The following is a 17143-nucleotide window of genomic DNA, read 5'->3' as shown; positions in this document are numbered from 1 at the left end:
TGTGTTATGTCTAAAAAATCATCACTCGATGGCAAGAAAGTGAAAACTTTACTCGATGAGAATTGTCTTGTCTTGCCGGAAAAACCAGATAATGCAGTCTGTTAGCGCGTGTTGCATCATGAAAATCGTAAAGTAACGTCAGGCCCGGCGCTTGCAATAAAGAGCAAAAGAGCATAAAAATACGAAAATTACGAATAAACATGCACAGAGGGCTTTGCCGTGAAGGAACGCAGTACAGAACTGGTTCAGGGTTTTCGCCACACCGTTCCCTATATAAATACCCATCGTGACAAGACGTTTGTCATCATGTTGGGTGGCGAAGCCATCGAGCATGAGAACTTCTCAAGCATCGTTAATGACATCGGTCTGCTGCATAGCCTCGGCATTCGCTTAGTGGTGGTTTATGGTGCGCGTCCGCAGATTGACGCCAGCATGGCCCAGCAACAGCTTGAACCGATTTACCACAAACATACGCGCGTTACCGATGCACAATCACTTGAGCTGGTAAAGCAGGCCGCCGGTCGTTTACAGCTGGATATCACCGCGCGTCTGTCGATGAGCCTCAACAACACGCCGCTGCAGGGCGCGCACATTAACGTAGTGAGCGGCAACTTCATCATTGCGCAGCCGCTGGGGGTGGATGATGGCGTTGATTACTGCCACAGCGGGCGTATTCGTCGTATTGATGAGGAAGCGATCCATCGTCAGCTGGATAACGATGCGATTGTGCTGCTCGGTCCGGTAGCGGTTTCTGTAACCGGCGAGAGTTTTAACCTGACGTCAGAAGAAGTGGCGACGCAGCTGGCAATTAAATTGAAGGCCGAGAAGATGATTGGTTTCTGCTCCGAACAGGGCGTGACCAATCGCGAAGGCGCGATTATTTCTGAATTGTTCCCGAACGAAGCCCAGGCGCGCATCGACGAAATGGAGAGCGACGGCGATTTCCTCTCTGGCACCGTGCGGTTCTTACGTGGTGCGGTCAAAGCCTGCCGTAGCGGCGTGCGTCGCAGCCACCTGATCAGCTATCAGGAAGATGGGGCGTTGCTGCAAGAACTGTTCTCGCGCGACGGTATCGGTACCCAGATTGTGATGGAGTCGGCCGAGCAGATTCGGCGCGCCAACATCAACGATATCGGCGGTATTCTCGAACTGATTCGCCCGCTGGAGCAGCAAGGGATTCTGGTGCGTCGCTCCCGTGAGCAACTGGAGATGGAGATTGATAAGTTCACCATTATTCAGCGCGATAATTTAACCATCGCCTGTGCCGCGCTCTATCCGTTCCCGGACGAGCAGATTGGTGAGATGGCTTGTGTGGCAGTGCATCCGGATTATCGCAGCTCGTCGCGTGGCGAACTGTTGCTGGATCGCGTGGCGTTGCAGGCCCGTCAGATGGGGCTAAAGAAGCTGTTTGTGTTAACCACGCGCAGCATTCACTGGTTCCAGGAGCGCGGTTTTACGCCGGTGGATATTGAGTCCCTGCCCGAGAGCAAGAAGCAGATGTATAACTATCAGCGCCGTTCAAAAGTGCTGATGGCGGATTTGGGATAGTCGCATCATTTAACTGTGCCGTTGCGTAGTTGCACATACCGCAGCGGCGCAATTTATTGCGCAATATCCGCATGGGCAAGCTGCCGCTATTGATATGCGCGATTCATCGCGCCGCGACGGATTGTGCGGAATCGATACTTAATTACTCCCCGCTCAACCGCTCCAGTAATCCGCTGCGTCGCTGGGTACGCAACTGCACGGCACGTCGGAACACGCCGTCATCGCTGTACAACGTCAGCTGCTTACGCGCGCGGGTAATCGCGGTATAAATCAGCTCGCGCGTTAACACCGGCAGGAACTGCGCCGGCATCACCAACGCCGTGTGGTCAAACTCCGATCCCTGCGATTTATGCACCGTCATCGCCCACGCGGTATCGTGCGTCGGCAAGCGGCTCGGTTGCACCGCCTTGATGCTGCCATCCGGCAACGGGAAGAACACCTTCAGCAGACCTTCCTCATCAAACAGCGTAATGCCGATATCGCCGTTAAACAGGCCCAGCGCGCTGTCGTTACGCGTCACCATCACCGGACGTCCCTGATACCAGCGACTGCCGCCGGTTGGACGACGAATCAGCTGCAGCTGCATCAGCTTCTGCTCAATACGCTGATTCAATCCCTGCACGCCAAACGGCCCTTCACGCAGTGCGCACAGCAGCTGATATCCGCCAAACGCCGCGATAATTTCAGCAGGATCAGCGCGTTGGCGAATAAGTTTCAGGAACGGCTGATAACCGGCGGCAATCTCCGTCAGCATCGCCTGATACGCATCTGCATCCTGCAAAGGTTGACGGGTGATATCGCTGAAACCAGCCTTGAATGCCGCTTCAACCGCCTTTGCATCACCGGCGTTAACCGCTGCGGCCAGTTGGCCAATGCCGGAGTTGGCGTCAAAGCGGTAGCTTTTACGCAGCAGGCAAATCGCGTCGCGTACCGCGGGTGCGCTGCTGTCATCGATGCCCGCCACCCCGCTGCCGGTGAGCTCGCTCAGCTGCGCAGCGCGCATCGGGCTGTAACCGGCTTCGGCACAGCGACAGATATCACCGAGCACCGCGCCCGCTTCCACCGATGCCAGCTGATCGCGATCGCCGAGGAACACCACGCGCGCCTGCGCTGGCAATGCGGCAATCAAATTCGCCATCATGCCGAGATCGACCATTGAGGCTTCATCCACCACCAGCACATCCAGATGCAGCGGATTTCCGGCGTGATAGCGCAGGCGCTGTGTTTCCGGCTGCGCGCCTAACAAGCGGTGCAGCGTGGTGGCATCGGCCGGAAAGCGTTGCCGCTCCGCCTCGCTCACCGGCAACTTTTGCAGCGCCTTGCCCAGCGATTCGGTGAGACGCGCCGCCGCTTTGCCGGTCGGCGCAGCCAACTGAATACGTAACGCGCCTTCGCTAAGACGGATCAGTGCCGCCAGCAGTTTTGCCACCGTGGTGGTTTTTCCGGTTCCGGGACCGCCCGAGATCACCGCAGTTTTCTGCGTCAGCGCCACCGCAGCCGCAATCTTCTGCCAGTTATCCGGCTCGCTGCCAAACAGCTGATCCAGCACTTCCCTGACCCGTTCAGGCGCAAAAGGCTGTGCTGTCGACTGTGACTGAAAGAAGCGCGCCACCTGCCCTTCGTTGTGCCAAAGGCGATGCAGATAGAGACGGCCTTCGCTCAGCACGATGGGTGCCGCGCAATCGCTGCTACTCAGTGCCGACCAGCCGGCTAAAATTGCCGGCCAATCCTGCGGTTCGCCTGCCGCTTGCCAGATGGCCTGGGCCAGCTCCGCATGGCGTCCTTTAAACAGGTTGTCGCGGCTCAGCTGTGATAACGGCAAACAGACATGCCCATCTCCCGCTTCCGCGCTCAGGCAGGCCGCCAGCAGCAAACGCGCCGGTTGATCATCATCCGCCAGCAGTTGGGCGAACTGGACATCCAGCGAGCGCAGCAAACGCAGCTCAGCCGCCTGTGCTAAAAGCGCGGTCATACCGCTCATGCTGTCGCTCCCGGCCCGCGAAACAGGCTATCCAGTTGTGAAATGAAGTCGAAGGTGGGACGGGTATGAAACACGCCGTTGTCTGGCGAGCTGCCGTCCATGCCACGCAGGAAGAGATAAAATACGCCGCCGAAATGCTGCTCATAGTCGTAATCCGGCACGCGATGTTGTAAATAGCGGTGCAGCGCCAGCGTATAGAGCTGGTACTGCAAATCGTAGCGGTGGTCGATCATCGCCTGCGCCATTGCCTGCGGCGTATAAGCTTCATGGCTGTCACCGAGCCAGTTGGATTTATAATCCAGCAGGTAATATTTGCCCTGCCAGCGGAACACCAAATCGATAAAGCCTTTCAGCATGCCCTGCACCTGACGGAAATCGAGCGGCGGAGCCTGCGCCGATAACGCATCCTGAGCAATCAACGCGCTCAGTTCACGCGCGGTCAGCACATTGTCAATTGGCAGATAGAATGCCATCTCCACCAAACGATCGCTGCTCTGCACCTGCGCCAGATGAATACCCTGCACGTTAAGTGGCGTGCTCAATACACGCCTGATCCACGCACTGAGCATCGGCTGCCAGTGCAGCGGATAGCCGTTTTGCTGCAGATGTTGCGCCAGCTTCTCCTCGGAAGGCGGCTGCGGGAAATCCAGCGATTCGAACAGCTCATGCAAAAACGTTCCCGGCGCGGCACCGCGCGGGAAGTGATGAGGCGTGAGCGCCGCTTCCCCTTCCTCTTCCCGATCCTCTTCGCCGGCTGCTTCCACATCGAAATTCGGCATCACCTCAAGCAGACGATGAGAACTGTGCTGCTGCAAACCAGAGTAACTGGTGACGCGCCACGGATCGGCCAGCACACGCGTTACGTTTCGCGCCCCCAACTCGCTATCGGCGACCGCCTCAACCTGCCAGCGCTCGGCTTGCATAACTTCGGCCAGCACCACCTCGGTGCCCGCCGCGTCCATGTTATGCAGCAACGCGCCGAGCTGTTCGGCTGTTGCCGCTACACCGCGCTGCAACAGAAAACCGAGCGCGCTTTTATGCAAATCGCTCTCGCCCTCTTTCTTACGCGTGCCGCGAAACAGCGGTGCCACGCCGACGCTGCAGTGATAGATCGAACGGGTCAACGCCACGTAGAGCAGGCGCAAATCCTCCGCCAGACGCTCCTGTTCGGCCAGCGCCAGGCTCTCTTCATCGGCTTGCAGATCCAGGACCGCGTTAAAGCTCTCACGATCGTGATAAAGCGCGGTATCCGCCTCGCGAAAACCGGCGGCGAATGGCAGCCACACTAGCGGATATTGCAGCCCTTTAGATTTGTGGATGGTGACAATCTGTACCAGATGACGATCGCTCTCCAGACGCAGTTGCTGGCTGGCAGACTGGCTATCCGGGCGGGCGATCTGCTGTGCCAGATGACGCACCAGCGCGTGTGGGCTATCCAGCTGCGCAGCCGCTTCCTGCAGCAGTTCGCCGAGATGCAGTAAATCCGTCAGACGACGCTCGCCGTTCTCCGATGCCAGTAGATTTTCCGCCAGCTGACGCTCCAGCATCATCTCGCGCAGCATCGGCAAGACGCCACGCTGCTGCCACACCAGCTGCCAGCGGGCAAAGGTATCCACCAGTTCATCCCAGCCGCGCGCATCCTGATCCAGCGCATCCAGCTGCGAGGCATCAAAGGCAAAGAGCGAGGTTGCCAGCGCGGTACGCAGCATGCGCTCCTGCTCCGGTGCCAGTACCGCCTGCAACAGCCATAACAGCTCTCGAGCTTCCGGCGTGGTGTAAACGCTGTCGCGATTCGACAGGTAAACCGACGGAATACCGAGCAGATTGAGCGCTTCGCGAATCAGGTTAGCTTCGTTACGGCTGCGCACTAACACTGTGATGTCAGAGGCTTGTACCGGCCGCAAATTGGGCGTTTTGCCCAGCATCGCGCGCTGCTGCTGCCCGGCCTGCAACCAGCGACTGATATCGGCCGCACACTGCTGCGCCATACGTTGTTGATAATCCCCAACGCTGCAGCCTTCGCCCGGCTGCAGCCAGAAGCGTAACGCCGCTTGCTCAACCTGATCGATACTGACCGACAGTTGCTGGTTGGGAGGCGCAAACTGCACCGGCTGGAACGGGATCTCAGCGAACAGGAAGGGCGCGTCGAGGCGCGCAAATAGCTGGTTAACGCTGTTGACCATCGCAGGCGACGAGCGCCAGTTGGTATCCAGCGTGTAGTGCGCACTGACTTCACTGCGCGCGCGGATATAGGTAAAAATATCCGCGCCACGAAAGGCGTAAATCGCCTGTTTGGGATCGCCAATCAACAGCAGCGCATGCGCTGGCTGATTGATATAAAGCGTGCGGAAAATACGGTATTGCAGCGGATCGGTATCCTGGAACTCATCAATCAACGCCACCGGGAAACGCTGGCGAATCGCCTGAGCCAGTTGCTTACCGCTCGGCTGCTGCAGTGCTTCGTCGAGTCGGCTCAGCAGGTCATCAAAACCCAATAGTGCCTGCTGACGTTTCTCTTTGCGCACCGCAGCGCGCACCTCTACCAGCGCACGCGCAATCACCAGATCGCGCAGCGACAGCGGCTGAGCAAGGAAAGTGTCGATGGCGTCAAACACACTGTGATGCGGCGGACTGCCCTTTTTGGTCTTCTCTTCAAGCATGCGCTGACCGAAGCGCGCCAGTTCGGCGGGCACTTGATAATCACGCGTTTCGCTCTGCGCCCAAAAGCTGACTTTATTGACCCAAACCGGCAAATTCTTGCTGCTGTAGCTGCGCTTATCCACGTCAGATTGCCCCACCAGCGTCAGCACTTCGTCACCCACCGTCAGCCATTGCGCTTTCATCGCGGCGATACGCGCCAGGTTTTCGCTGTGGCGCGAAGCCAGGGTTTCACTGTCGGTAGGCGGCAGACGCAGGCTGGGCGATTCGCCCTGCAACCACGGACGCAAGGTGGAAAGCAACTGCTCCGGGCCGTTCCATTCGCTGACAATCACTCGCGCGACATCCAGCGTCAGCGGATAGCAGTGACGACGCCAGAAATCGGCAGTCGCCTGGCGCAGCAGCAGCCGTTCATCCTCAATCAGCTGCTGTTCAAACAGCATGCCGGACTCAAAGGCGTTGAGATTCAGCATGCGCTGGCAGAAGCCGTGGATGGTGAAGATGGCGGCTTCATCCATCTGTCGTTCAGCGGCCAGCAGCAGCGAAGCCGCATCGGCGGGCTGTGGAATCTCCTGCAGCAGCTGCATCAGCATCGGGTTGCCGCTGACGCCGCGCAGGCAGGCCAGCCGCAGCTCGTGAATGTTGGCGCGTATACGCCCGCGCAGTTCAGCGGTCGCGGCCTCGGTAAAGGTCACGACCAGAATCTCTTCTACCGACAACGGGCGCGAATAAGCATGTTGTCCGCCCAATCCCAGTAGCAGCCTTAGATAGAGCAGGCCGATGGTGAAGGTTTTGCCGGTGCCGGCTGAGGCCTCAATCAGACGCTCACCGCGCAGCGGCAGCGTCAGAGGATTGAGCGATTCAGGTAGCAGACTCATTGGGCATCACTCTTCACGGGCAACGACTGCTGCAGCTTCTGGACCTCATCCCATGTGGTCCAGCCCGGCAGCTGGGCGTATTCATCTTTGGTCGCGCCATCATGGCTGCCACCGATCTGCGAAATCATCGCCATGCCTTGCTGCGCTAAAACCGCCTGATGGAAGAAGTCGGCCAGGCCGGCTGGCGTCAGTTGCTGAATTTGCTCAATCGCTTTTTCACGCGTATCGAAGGCAAAGTTCTGACGTTTAAAGTCACGGTTAAAGCGGTTCGCCTCTTCATCCAGCGTTTGCGGACGCTGCTTCATATCGTTGATCAGCGCCTGCTGATACTGGGCGAAATCTTCCGCTTTCATGCTGCGCAGACGCTGTTCAGCCTGCGGATAAAATGCCTGGAAGCGTTGCAGTAAAAACGCTGGCTGCTTGCTGTTACTTTGCAGCAGGAAACCGATGCCCCACTGGCGTCCGATCGGCATCTGGTAAGCAAACACCGCATAGCCGAGCTGCTCTTCGGTGCGCAACTGGTTGTAGAACCAGGGTTGAACGATCTGGCTCAGCATGGTGCTGTTGGCCATGCTTTGATATTCGCTGTAGCCCAACGGCACATACAGCGCGGCCAGCGCCGAATCAGTGCTGCTGCCGGCTTTCTGCAGATTGGCCTTCATTGCTTTATCCACCGTCACATAATCACTGTGCCAGTAGCCGTGGCCATCGCTGTGCAACTGTTGCTGCAGCTCATCGCCGAGCTGTTTCACGCGCTCTGCAGAGAGATTGCCCACCACCATCATCTCCGGGGTTGCATGATGAATCAGCGCATCGCGGTAATCGGTGACCTCTTTCAGAGTAATATCTTTCACCAGATTGCGGCGCGTTTCACGTTGGGTGTAAGGCAGCTGCGACAACATCTGCATCGGCTGAATCGCCTGCTCAAACGCTTTGCCCTTCTCAGCCGCTTCCAGTCGATCCAGATACCAGGATTTGGCCTGTTCCAGCTGCTGCTGGTCCGGCGTAAAGGTGGCGTAACCCTCCACCAGCTTCTTCAGCAATTCCGGCAGACGTTGGGTAAACCCGCTGGCGCTAAACACGATGCCATCATCTTCCCCGGTTGAGAAACTGATGCCGCCAACCGAAGCCTGCGAATTCATTTCATCCAGCGCCAGGCTGGAGAGATAGTCATTCAACCCAAACAGCACCTGCTGGCGCGCGTCGCTGATCGCCGATTTGTTGCGCAGCGCTAAGGTAATAGCGGCTTTCGGTTCGCTGGCAAACTGCTGACTTGGCATCCAGTAAATACGCATGCTGTCGCCATTGGTCAGTGCGACCGGATGATCGTAGGTTTTGCCATCGGAGGGGATAATGGCGAAATCCGACGGAATGTAGGGATTCAGCGTGGGCATCGACAGCTGGAGCTGCGCGGCACGTTGCTGCCAGTCGCTAATTTGGGCGTCGCTGATTTTGTCCACCTGATAGGGCGCATTCACAAAGTAGGCTTCTTTGTTATGCGGCTCCTGCGGACTGATGTACCAGATGCGCGCGTTCTGCGGCGTCATTTCGTCGAGACGCGTTTTGATTGCCGCGGGATCGAACTGATCGGCCAGATAAGGCGCATCCAGCGTGTGTTCAACTGGCACCCGCAGCATGGTATCTACCAGCCACTCGATGTAATCCATATCACGGGTAATTGATGGGTAGCGGAAATCCAGCGCCAGCACGTGGGAGACTTCATCGAAGTATTCTTTACTGATGCCTTTGGTGCGCAGCATATCAAGGTAGTTGAACACCGCAGCCACCACTTCATCGCGCTGCGCCAGACCTTTGTCGGTTAACGACACGCTGATAGCGAAGACGCCGCTGTTGCGCTCGGTCATCGGGTCTGCACCGGCGCTGACGCCATCCGCCAGCCCTTGCTTTTGCAGCCAGTCGTTGAGGGTGTTTTTGCTGCGATTGCCCAGAATGTAGCTGATCAGCGTATCGGTTTTACTGCGGAACTGGCCGCTGTTGTTCGGGATGCGGAACTCAATTTTCAACTGCTTGCGCGGCTGTGCGGGCACGTAATGGATAATGATGCCCTTCTGCGCGTCGGTCACTACCGGCACGTCAATCTCTGGCACCGTCGTTTGATGATTAGCCACACGACCAAAGGTTTTTGCCGCAATGTCGGCCATCTCTGGCAGCGGTTTGTTACTGTAAATCACCGCCTTCATCAGATTGGCGGAGTAGTGGCTGTGATAAAAATCGGTCAGCGCCTGATGCAATTTGCTGTCCGGCTTGTCACTCAACGTATCAAGGTTGCCACCGGAATAGCGCGAGCCGGGATGCGCAGGGTTGAGAGTTTCTGCACCCACCTGTGCCATACGCAAGCCATCGCGTGAGCGAGCCATGGTCAGCTCTGCATTAACCGCATGGCGTTCACGATCGGCATTAACCGGATCGAGCAGCGGTTCAGCAATCGCATCGGCCAGACGATCAACTGCGGGCTGCAACGCGCTGTTTTCCACTTCCAGATAGAACGCCGTGCGATACGACGCGGTGCTGGCATTGTGGCTGCCACCATTTTTTTTCAGGAATTCGGCGAGATTATCAGGCTGCGGATAACGCTTTGAGCCCATTAACACCATGTGTTCGAGATAGTGCGCCAGACCCAGCTGCTGATTAGGATCATCCAGCGAACCGATCGGTAAGGTCAGCGCCGCCAGCGATTTAGGCGCTTCGGCATCCGAGACCAGCAGCACGGTCATGCCGTTGTTTAACGTAATCGCCTGATAACTGCGTGGATCGTGATCGCTTTTACGAATGGTGTCATTGATGGGTTGCCAGCCGCGATCGGTATCGGCAAAGGCATTCAGCGCTAACGTGCTCAGCAGCAGCGCTCCAATCCAGCGTGCGTAAATCCGCATTTAAACCCCTTACATTACCCTTTTCCGCTGGCTGTGTGCCCAGCGGTGAAATAGACAAACTTTCTTATCGTGTCAGGAACAACCTCAAACGAGGCCGTATTCCCTTGCTATTCATCATTTTGATGCGCCAGGCGCACCGGCAAATACCATTGGCGTGCGGCGGCAGTAATCGCCTGCACGGCATCATCGTCCAAAGACCGACTCAGGCGTTGCAGATAGGGATCGCTGCCCTCGCCTTCCACCTGGAAACCACCCTGCCAGGCTTGCAGTAATTTGTTAAGTGCCTTTTTCTGCGTGGCTTCGTCTTCCAGCAACTGCTGCGACTTGCTATCAAAGCTGGCTTCCAGCCAGGCTCCGCCGGATTTATTCAGCAGCATCAGCGGCTCGACTAATCCGGCCTGGTAACCCGCAACATACGCATGCAGAAGCGACAGCGCCTGTTCAGCAGGCAGCGCCGCGAAGCGCCAGTGACTCTGTTTACGGCCGTACATGCGGCTTTCACCGCTGCCGCCCAACGCGCAATACACCAGATGTTCCAGCCATAGCAGCAGACCATCATTCATGTTCAGCACGCCCGGACGCCAGCGCAGCAGGCCATCAGCTTGCACCTGCGTCAGCCAGCCGGTCAATTGCACTGCGCCGATCGTCAGATTGATTTCCCAACTTTCAGCGGGCTGGCGTTGACCACTCACCTCGGCGGCCACTTCCTGCATCTCTTCGGTCTGGCTCTGCCAGAAAAGTTCCCCGAACGCGCCATAAGGCAGATTGCCAGCGGCGCGGTGACGCGCATACAGCTGCGCCGGATCGTCACCGTTGACCAGCGTATTCAGCAATTGGGCGTTGATTTGGTAGCGTTCCAGGCTGTCAGGCGCGAACGGTTCGCTGTCGGGCAGCTCGCTCTCTTCCATCCAGAAAGCCACCCCCAAGCGCTGCTGGAACCAGGCGCGCACCGGATGGCGCCAGAAACGCAGCAGTTGCTCCAGCGACAAGGTTTCTATCGGTGCAGGCAGCAAGGGCTGCACAAAATCCGGCTGTGCCACGCCGCTGCCGGTGGCTGCGGGCAACCACTCCGCAGCAAAGCTTTGCCCGTGAGCGCCCGGCTGGAAGTTCTCTGCGGCAAACGGCATGCGGCTATGCAGCTTTTGCAGATGTTCACGCACGCGCTGCTCGCTGATATCAGGTTCGAGCGCTTCATCACCCGGCAGACGGAAGCTTTGCCCCAGGTAATCCACCAGCTCGCTCACTAATACCGATGGATAGCGCTCCGTGTTGTCCTGAATCGCCCGGCCGATGTAACTGATATAGAGCTGCTGCTGCGCCGAAATCAGCGCTTCGAGGAACAGATAGCGGTCATCATCGCGGCGGCTACGGTCCCCTTTGCGCATCTGTTGCTGCATCAGGTCGAAACCCAGCGGCGCTAAAGTGCGCGGATAGACGCCATCGTTCATGCCCAGCAAACACACCACTTTGAAGGGAATTGAACGCATCGGCATAAGCGTACAGAAGTTGATGGGACCGGCGAGGAAACGCTGGCTGATACGCTGTTGATCGAGGCGTGAACGCAGCTCATCACGCAGCAGCGTAACCGGAATCGGCTGTTGATACGCCGCCTGCATGCCCTGCTCGATAATCTGTTTCCACTGCGTTTCCACCAGCAGCAGCGCGGCTTCACTTTCGGCGTCTCCGCTAAAGAAGCACTCAATCAACTCACGACACAGCGGCTGCCACTCCGCTAACGTGCGCTCTTCTGCCAGACGCGCACGCCACTCTTCGAGTCGCGATAGCAGTTCCGCCAGATGCCCCGCCAGCTCAGCGATCAAACCGCTGGATTCGTCATACGGCAGGATCCCTTGCCAGTCGCCGTTGCGGCTCTCCAGCGCATAGCCGAGCAGCATACGCTGCAGGCCGAAGCGCCAGGTGTGTTGTCCGGTTACCGGCAGCGCCAGCGCTTCCACGCTGGCATCGTCCAGTCCCCAGCGAATGCCGGATTCCATCACCCAGCGGCGCAGCAGGCGCAGCCCGCTTTCATCCACCGAGAAGCGCTGCGCTAATGCGGGAACCTCAAGCAGCGCCAGCACATCTTCGGAGGCAAAGCGACTTTCAGGCAGCGACAGCAAGCTGAGCAGCGCCAGAATTGCCGGGTGCGCCTGACTGGCGCGGCGGTCGGAGATGGCGAACGGCAAATAGCGTTCGCTCGGCGCGCTGGCAAAAGCGGCCTGAATAAAAGGGGCGTAGCTGTCGATATCCGCCACCATCACGATGATGTCGCGTGGTTTGAGTTCGGGATGGGCTTCCATCAGCGTGAGCAGATGATCCTGCAGCACTTCAACTTCACGCTGTGCGCTGTGGCACACCTGCAGCGTGATCGAGCGATCTTCAGGATCAAGCAGCCGTTTTTCGGCGCTGTTCGCCAGCTCACCGGCGTTGAGGCCAATGATCGCTTTATCGTCCAGATTGAGCAGATCCGCTTGCACGCTGTGCAGCAGATTGTCTTGAGGCATCTCGACGAAGGCATCAATGTCGTTGGCGGCGGATTCCATCTGGCTCAGCAGAAACAGGTTATCGCGCCCCAGCTTGCCCCATGACGCCAGCAGCGGATTGGTCAGCTGCTGCTCGCCGATATCGTTGAACAATGCTGACGCGCTAGCCGGATCGCGGAACAGCGGCTGCAGCTCATCCGATTGGATGCGGCGGCGCTGGCGGCTTTGCAGCTTCGCCAAAAAGGCATAATCCTGAATGTCGCCCCAATAGTGACGGCAGGGATTGGTGAACAGCAGATGGATATCAATGTGACGGCCCAGCGCTTCCAACGCCTGCAAATAAACCGGCGGCAGCGCGGAGATACCGCAAATAAACACGCGCTGCGGCAAGCCCGACGGCGGCATTTGCGCCTGTTCCAGCTTTTGGATGAAGCGCGCATAGAGGTTAGCGCGATGCCACATCGGTTGACCCAGGCTTTCAGTAAAGTTAACCAGATCGCACCACAGCAGCGCCTGCCACTGCTGCGATTCGCCTAAGCCATCAATCCGTTCACCGCGCTCCCAGCTGTTGAGCCAGTCCGAGCGATACACCAGATATTGGTCAAACAGATCGGCAACACGGGCGCTGAGCTGATACAGCTTGCGCTTGTCGTCGTCATCATTGAGGTAGTGACGCAGCGGCTGGAAAGCGTCCTGCTCCAGCAAAGTTGGCAAGCGATGCATCAGCTTCCAGCTCATGCTGGCCTTGGTGAAGGCGCTCTCTTCAGGAATATCGGGCAGCACCTTAACGAACATGTTCCAGATGAAGCTCGCAGGCAGCGGGAAATCAATGTTGGCGGCAATGCCGAAACTGTTAGCCAGTTCCATTTGCAGCCACTGCGCCATGCCTGGGCTTTGTACCAGCACCTGTTCAGCCGCCAGCGGATCGGTCAGCGGTTGATTTTCAATCAGAATACCTGCCAGATTTTTCAACAGATCAAGCTGATTAGAGTGATAGACCCGGAACATATTTCTCCTAAACACAAGACAACAACGCAGCCGAGCCACTCTACCGTTTATCACCTGCGATGCCTACCGCTAGTGGCAATTGAGCTGCGCCAGTGAGGCGGAACGCTGCTGTGGCCCCGTAACCGTGACGCGCTCCAGCGTGCAGCCGCCCGCCAGGCTCTGCTGCTGGCGCTGACTCTGCCATCCCTCAACGTCACGGCCAAGCAGCGCCTGGCCGGCAACGCGCCACGCCTGACGCTGCTGCCACTGCTGGCTAAACCCCAGCGCCAGCGCGCGATGATATTGCAGCAATGTGCTGATGGTCATCGCCAGCAACAGCATCGCCACCAGCGTTTCCGCCAGGCTAAAGCCCTGCTGCTTCTGGCTGGCACAGCGCCGGCTGCGACAGCGGGCAGTAATCGATCCAGCCATGCGCTTGCGGCTGGGGTTGCGTGTTGGAGATTGATACCCAACGATAGAGCCACAGCGCGCGCCCTTCTCCATGTCCCGATAACAACGCATTGTCATCCTCCATTCGTAGCAGGCAGCTTTGCCACTGCTCTGCTGTCCATTGCTGACATTGCCAGCCGGTGGCCTGCGGCCAGTTTTGCACGCGGCCCCACGTTAACGCCGCCTGCGCCTGCCAGAAATCCTGACTGTGCAGCTGCTCATCAGCCACTAACACCATGCCTTGCGAGAGCTGCGTTCGCGTGGCGTGTAGCGTCAATCCGCCCATCAGTAACATCATCAGCACCATGCCCAGCGTGCTATTGCCGCGCTGCTTCACAGATTGATTCCTTCTATCCAGCTTGCCAGCTCTACGCTTTGGCTGTTAGCGTGTCCCGCCAGTTGCAGCACCAGACGCGATCCCTGCCGTTCAAGCTTGAAGGCATCGATGGTGAGAAACGCCGGATCGGAGAGTTTCTCCCAGCCGCTGCTGTTGCACTCATCCACGCCGCGCTGCATTTCAAGCTGTCCGCTGCGCAGCCGATAGCCGTAATAGTCACTTTCGCTATGGCCCACGCCTTCCCAGCGCCCGTTGCTGTTCTCATCCCAGCGCAGTAAAACGCAGCTGCCGCTGGCGGCGATCGTTAGCGCTGAACCGCTGCACTGGCCGTGGCAATAGCCGGCACGGCGCAGCGCTTTTTGCAGCGTATTGGCGATCTGCTGCAGCTCCTGCTGTAACTGCACGCGCTGTTGCAGACGCAGATTCTGCTCCAGCAGCAGCGGTAAAAATCGTCCGACGCTGATCATCAGTACCGCGCCAATCGCCATGGCAATCAGCATCTCCAGCAGGCTGAATCCGCGTTGCGCTATTCGCATCCTTTCTCTCCCGGCTGACAGGCACGGATGCGCGCTCTGGCGGAGATAATTAAGCGCCAGCGTCCCGCCGCACTGGCGAGATCGATACTGCCAGGACGCGCGACATCACGCCGACCGTAAAAACCGACGTCACCATTGATGCCGACAAGGCGCACGCTGTCGTGCGGCGGTTTAAATAACCAGCGCGAGGGCAGTGCGCAGCCTTCTGCAGGTTTAGGTCCTGCGCCAAGACAGCCGTTTTCACCGCTCTGTACCCACAGCGTGAGATCGCGGTTGTGCCAGTTAGCATGGGCGCGCAAGCGCAGAAGAAATCCCTGCAGTTGCAGTACGCTGTCGCGCAGCTGTTGATATTGCTGCCAGCGCTGCCAACCTTGCAGCGCGCCGACGCTAAGTATGCCGGCGATCACCATCACCAATAACAGTTCGGGCAAAGTGAAGCCGTGGTTAACGTTTCTGTTCATGGCGGCTAATGTGCCCAGCAACATGACGTTCAACAAGGGGGAGAAATCGACGTTGGGAAACGTTGCGCAGGAAATCGAGGAGAGGTGCAGAGAGGTACAGCATTTTGTGAGACAGATTCAGGATTGTGGTGCGATATGGGCGTGGTCGCCATGAATGGCGACCTTGCGGGAGTGGCCTTAAATGGCGACGGGCGCTTTAATGGCTGGATGCGGATCGTAGCCTTCAATCTCGAAATCATCGAACTGATAATCGAAGATAGAAGCCGGTTTACGCTTGATTACCAGCTTCGGTAACGGGCGCGGCTCACGCGTTAACTGCAGGCGCGCCTGCTCTAAATGGTTGCTGTACAGATGCGTATCGCCACCGGTCCAGACAAAATCGCCCACCTCGAGATCGCACTGCTGCGCCACCATATGCACCAGCAGCGCGTAGCTGGCGATGTTGAATGGCAGACCAAGGAAGATATCGCATGAGCGCTGATAGAGCTGGCAAGAGAGCTTGCCGTTGGCCACGTAGAACTGGAAGAAGGCGTGGCAAGGCGCCAGAGCCATTTGATCCAGCTCGCCCACGTTCCACGCCGAGACAATGATGCGACGCGAATCGGGGTCACGCTTCAGCTGCTCAATCACTTTACTGATTTGATCAATCTCTTCACCCGAGGCGCTGCCCCAGCTGCGCCACTGCTTGCCGTAGACCGGGCCGAGATCGCCGTTCTCATCGGCCCATTCGTCCCAGATGGTGACCTTGTTCTCTTTCAGGTAACCGATGTTGGTCTCACCTTTCAGGAACCACAACAGCTCATGAATGATCGAGCGCAGGTGCACTTTCTTGGTGGTGACCAGCGGAAAACCGTCCTGCAAATTGAAACGCATCTGGTGGCCAAAGATGGAGAGCGTGCCGGTGCCGGTACGGTCGGCCTTTTCTGCGCCTTCATTCAGCACATGTTGCATTAGGTCCAGATACTGTTTCATTTTACCTCACGAGTTTGTTGCTGCGGGCGACGACGATACGCCCAGATCATCATAATTACACCGGCCAGAATCATTGGGATCGACAGAATCTGTCCCATGCTGACGCCGCCTTCAAACAGACCAAGCTGCGCATCCGGCTGACGGAAGAACTCCACGATGATGCGGAATGCGCCGTAGCCGATCAGGAACAGGCCCGAGACGCTGCCCATGGGGCGCGGCTTGCGAATAAACAGGTTGAGAATGATGAACAGCACGATGCCTTCGAGGCACAGCTCATACAGCTGCGACGCGTGACGCGGCAGCACGCCGTAGGTGTTCAACAATTCCTGGTACTGCGGATTATTGGCCGCCAGCGCGATATCTTCGCTGCGTGAACCGGGGAACAACATCGCGTATTTGAAATCAGGCGCCACGCGGCCCCACAGTTCGCCGTTGATGAAGTTACCTAGACGACCGGCACCCAAACCAAACGGGATCAGCGGGGCAATGAAATCCGCTACCTGGAAGAACGTGCGCTTGGTACGGCGTGCGAAAATCAGCATCACCACAATCACACCAATCAGGCCGCCGTGGAACGACATGCCGCCATCCCAGACCTTAAACAGATACAGCGGATTCTCAAGGAACAACGGCAGGTTGTAGAACAACACATAGCCGATACGTCCACCGAGGAATACGCCGAGGAAGCCCGCATACAGCAGGTTTTCCACTTCCTCTTTTTTCCAGCCGCTGCCAGGTTTGTTGGCGCGTCGCGTCGCCAGCCACATAGCAAATACAAAGCCCACCAGATACATCAAGCCGTACCAGTGAAGCGAAACCGGTCCGATAGAGAAAATTACCGGATCGAATTGGGGAAACGAAATGTAGCCGTCAGTCATCTTTCACCATCATTTTTCTGCCCTGAAACGGGACAATAAAAGGCTGCGCATCATAGCACAGCCACTTTTTTTACAGGTCGTGA

At 57.7% G+C, this 17143-nt stretch carries 11 protein-coding genes; 1 reads left to right on the top strand and 10 read right to left on the bottom strand.

The genetic code is table 11. The features are described from left to right. Window positions 1-219 precede the first annotated feature (219 nt). The gene (gene argA / locus Q3H59_RS04480) at window positions 220-1548 is read left to right on the top strand and encodes an amino-acid N-acetyltransferase (RefSeq protein ID WP_007891884.1); all 1329 of its coding nucleotides are present in this window, start codon (window positions 220-222) and stop codon (window positions 1546-1548) included. A gap of 142 nt (window positions 1549-1690) precedes the next feature. Here argA and recD read toward each other — a convergent pair whose 3' ends face one another. From recD to lgt, 10 genes are all read right to left on the bottom strand, one after another. Continuing rightward, window positions 1691-3529: an exodeoxyribonuclease V subunit alpha gene (recD, locus tag Q3H59_RS04475; RefSeq protein ID WP_309833488.1), complete on the bottom strand. Its 1839-nt coding sequence runs from the start codon at window positions 3527-3529 to the stop codon at window positions 1691-1693. Continuing rightward, a complete protein-coding gene (recB, locus tag Q3H59_RS04470) occupies window positions 3526-7065 on the bottom strand; it encodes an exodeoxyribonuclease V subunit beta (RefSeq protein WP_309833486.1) in 3540 nt (1179 codons plus the stop codon). Before recB ends, recD begins: the two co-directional genes overlap by 4 nt. Further along, entirely contained in the window at window positions 7062-9959 is a 2898-nt protein-coding gene (ptrA, locus tag Q3H59_RS04465) for a pitrilysin (RefSeq protein WP_309833485.1), read from the bottom strand. Before ptrA ends, recB begins: the two co-directional genes overlap by 4 nt. 107 nt (window positions 9960-10066) lie before the next feature. Then, window positions 10067-13447 (bottom strand): exodeoxyribonuclease V subunit gamma, encoded by a 3381-nt coding sequence (gene recC, locus Q3H59_RS04460; protein ID WP_309833483.1) that lies wholly within the window; start codon window positions 13445-13447, stop codon window positions 10067-10069. A 69-nt stretch (window positions 13448-13516) separates the two neighbouring features. Continuing rightward, a complete protein-coding gene (locus Q3H59_RS04455; RefSeq protein WP_110867962.1) occupies window positions 13517-13858 on the bottom strand; it encodes a prepilin-type N-terminal cleavage/methylation domain-containing protein in 342 nt (113 codons plus the stop codon). Further along, a complete protein-coding gene (locus tag Q3H59_RS04450) occupies window positions 13791-14213 on the bottom strand; it encodes a DUF2509 family protein (RefSeq protein WP_309833480.1) in 423 nt (140 codons plus the stop codon). Before Q3H59_RS04450 ends, Q3H59_RS04455 begins: the two co-directional genes overlap by 68 nt. Further along, on the bottom strand, window positions 14210-14749 hold the full coding sequence (locus Q3H59_RS04445) for a prepilin peptidase-dependent protein (protein ID WP_222234684.1): 540 nt from the start codon (window positions 14747-14749) through the stop codon (window positions 14210-14212). Before Q3H59_RS04445 ends, Q3H59_RS04450 begins: the two co-directional genes overlap by 4 nt. Next, window positions 14740-15210, bottom strand: a complete 471-nt coding sequence (locus tag Q3H59_RS04440; RefSeq protein WP_101762023.1) for a prepilin-type N-terminal cleavage/methylation domain-containing protein — start codon at window positions 15208-15210, stop codon at window positions 14740-14742. The genes Q3H59_RS04445 and Q3H59_RS04440 overlap by 10 nt, the downstream gene beginning before the upstream one ends. Window positions 15211-15387: 177 nt before the next feature. Then, the gene (thyA, locus tag Q3H59_RS04435; protein ID WP_176973571.1) at window positions 15388-16182 is read right to left on the bottom strand and encodes a thymidylate synthase; all 795 of its coding nucleotides are present in this window, start codon (window positions 16180-16182) and stop codon (window positions 15388-15390) included. Further along, window positions 16179-17060: a prolipoprotein diacylglyceryl transferase gene (gene lgt, locus Q3H59_RS04430; protein ID WP_008109262.1), complete on the bottom strand. Its 882-nt coding sequence runs from the start codon at window positions 17058-17060 to the stop codon at window positions 16179-16181. Before lgt ends, thyA begins: the two co-directional genes overlap by 4 nt. Between the last annotated feature and the right edge of the window lie 83 nt (window positions 17061-17143).

Origin of the sequence: Pantoea sp. SORGH_AS_0659 (assembly GCF_031453915.1) — a bacterium.
GTDB lineage: Bacteria > Pseudomonadota > Gammaproteobacteria > Enterobacterales > Enterobacteriaceae > Pantoea > Pantoea leporis.
This window is presented reverse-complemented; position numbering and strand designations above follow the sequence as displayed.

What these genes read in the sequence shown, in the direction of transcription:
- lgt (WP_008109262.1), bottom strand. Translation starts at nt 17,060, where the DNA reads ATGACTGACGGCTACATTTCGTTTCCCCAATTCGATCCGGTAATTTTC.
- recD (WP_309833488.1), bottom strand. Translation starts at nt 3,529, where the DNA reads ATGAGCGGTATGACCGCGCTTTTAGCACAGGCGGCTGAGCTGCGTTTG.
- ptrA (WP_309833485.1), bottom strand. Translation starts at nt 9,959, where the DNA reads ATGCGGATTTACGCACGCTGGATTGGAGCGCTGCTGCTGAGCACGTTA.
- recC (WP_309833483.1), bottom strand. Translation starts at nt 13,447, where the DNA reads ATGTTCCGGGTCTATCACTCTAATCAGCTTGATCTGTTGAAAAATCTG.
- thyA (WP_176973571.1), bottom strand. Translation starts at nt 16,182, where the DNA reads ATGAAACAGTATCTGGACCTAATGCAACATGTGCTGAATGAAGGCGCA.
- Q3H59_RS04440 (WP_101762023.1), bottom strand. Translation starts at nt 15,210, where the DNA reads ATGAACAGAAACGTTAACCACGGCTTCACTTTGCCCGAACTGTTATTG.
- Q3H59_RS04445 (WP_222234684.1), bottom strand. Translation starts at nt 14,749, where the DNA reads ATGCGAATAGCGCAACGCGGATTCAGCCTGCTGGAGATGCTGATTGCC.
- Q3H59_RS04455 (WP_110867962.1), bottom strand. Translation starts at nt 13,858, where the DNA reads ATGGCTGGATCGATTACTGCCCGCTGTCGCAGCCGGCGCTGTGCCAGC.
- recB (WP_309833486.1), bottom strand. Translation starts at nt 7,065, where the DNA reads ATGAGTCTGCTACCTGAATCGCTCAATCCTCTGACGCTGCCGCTGCGC.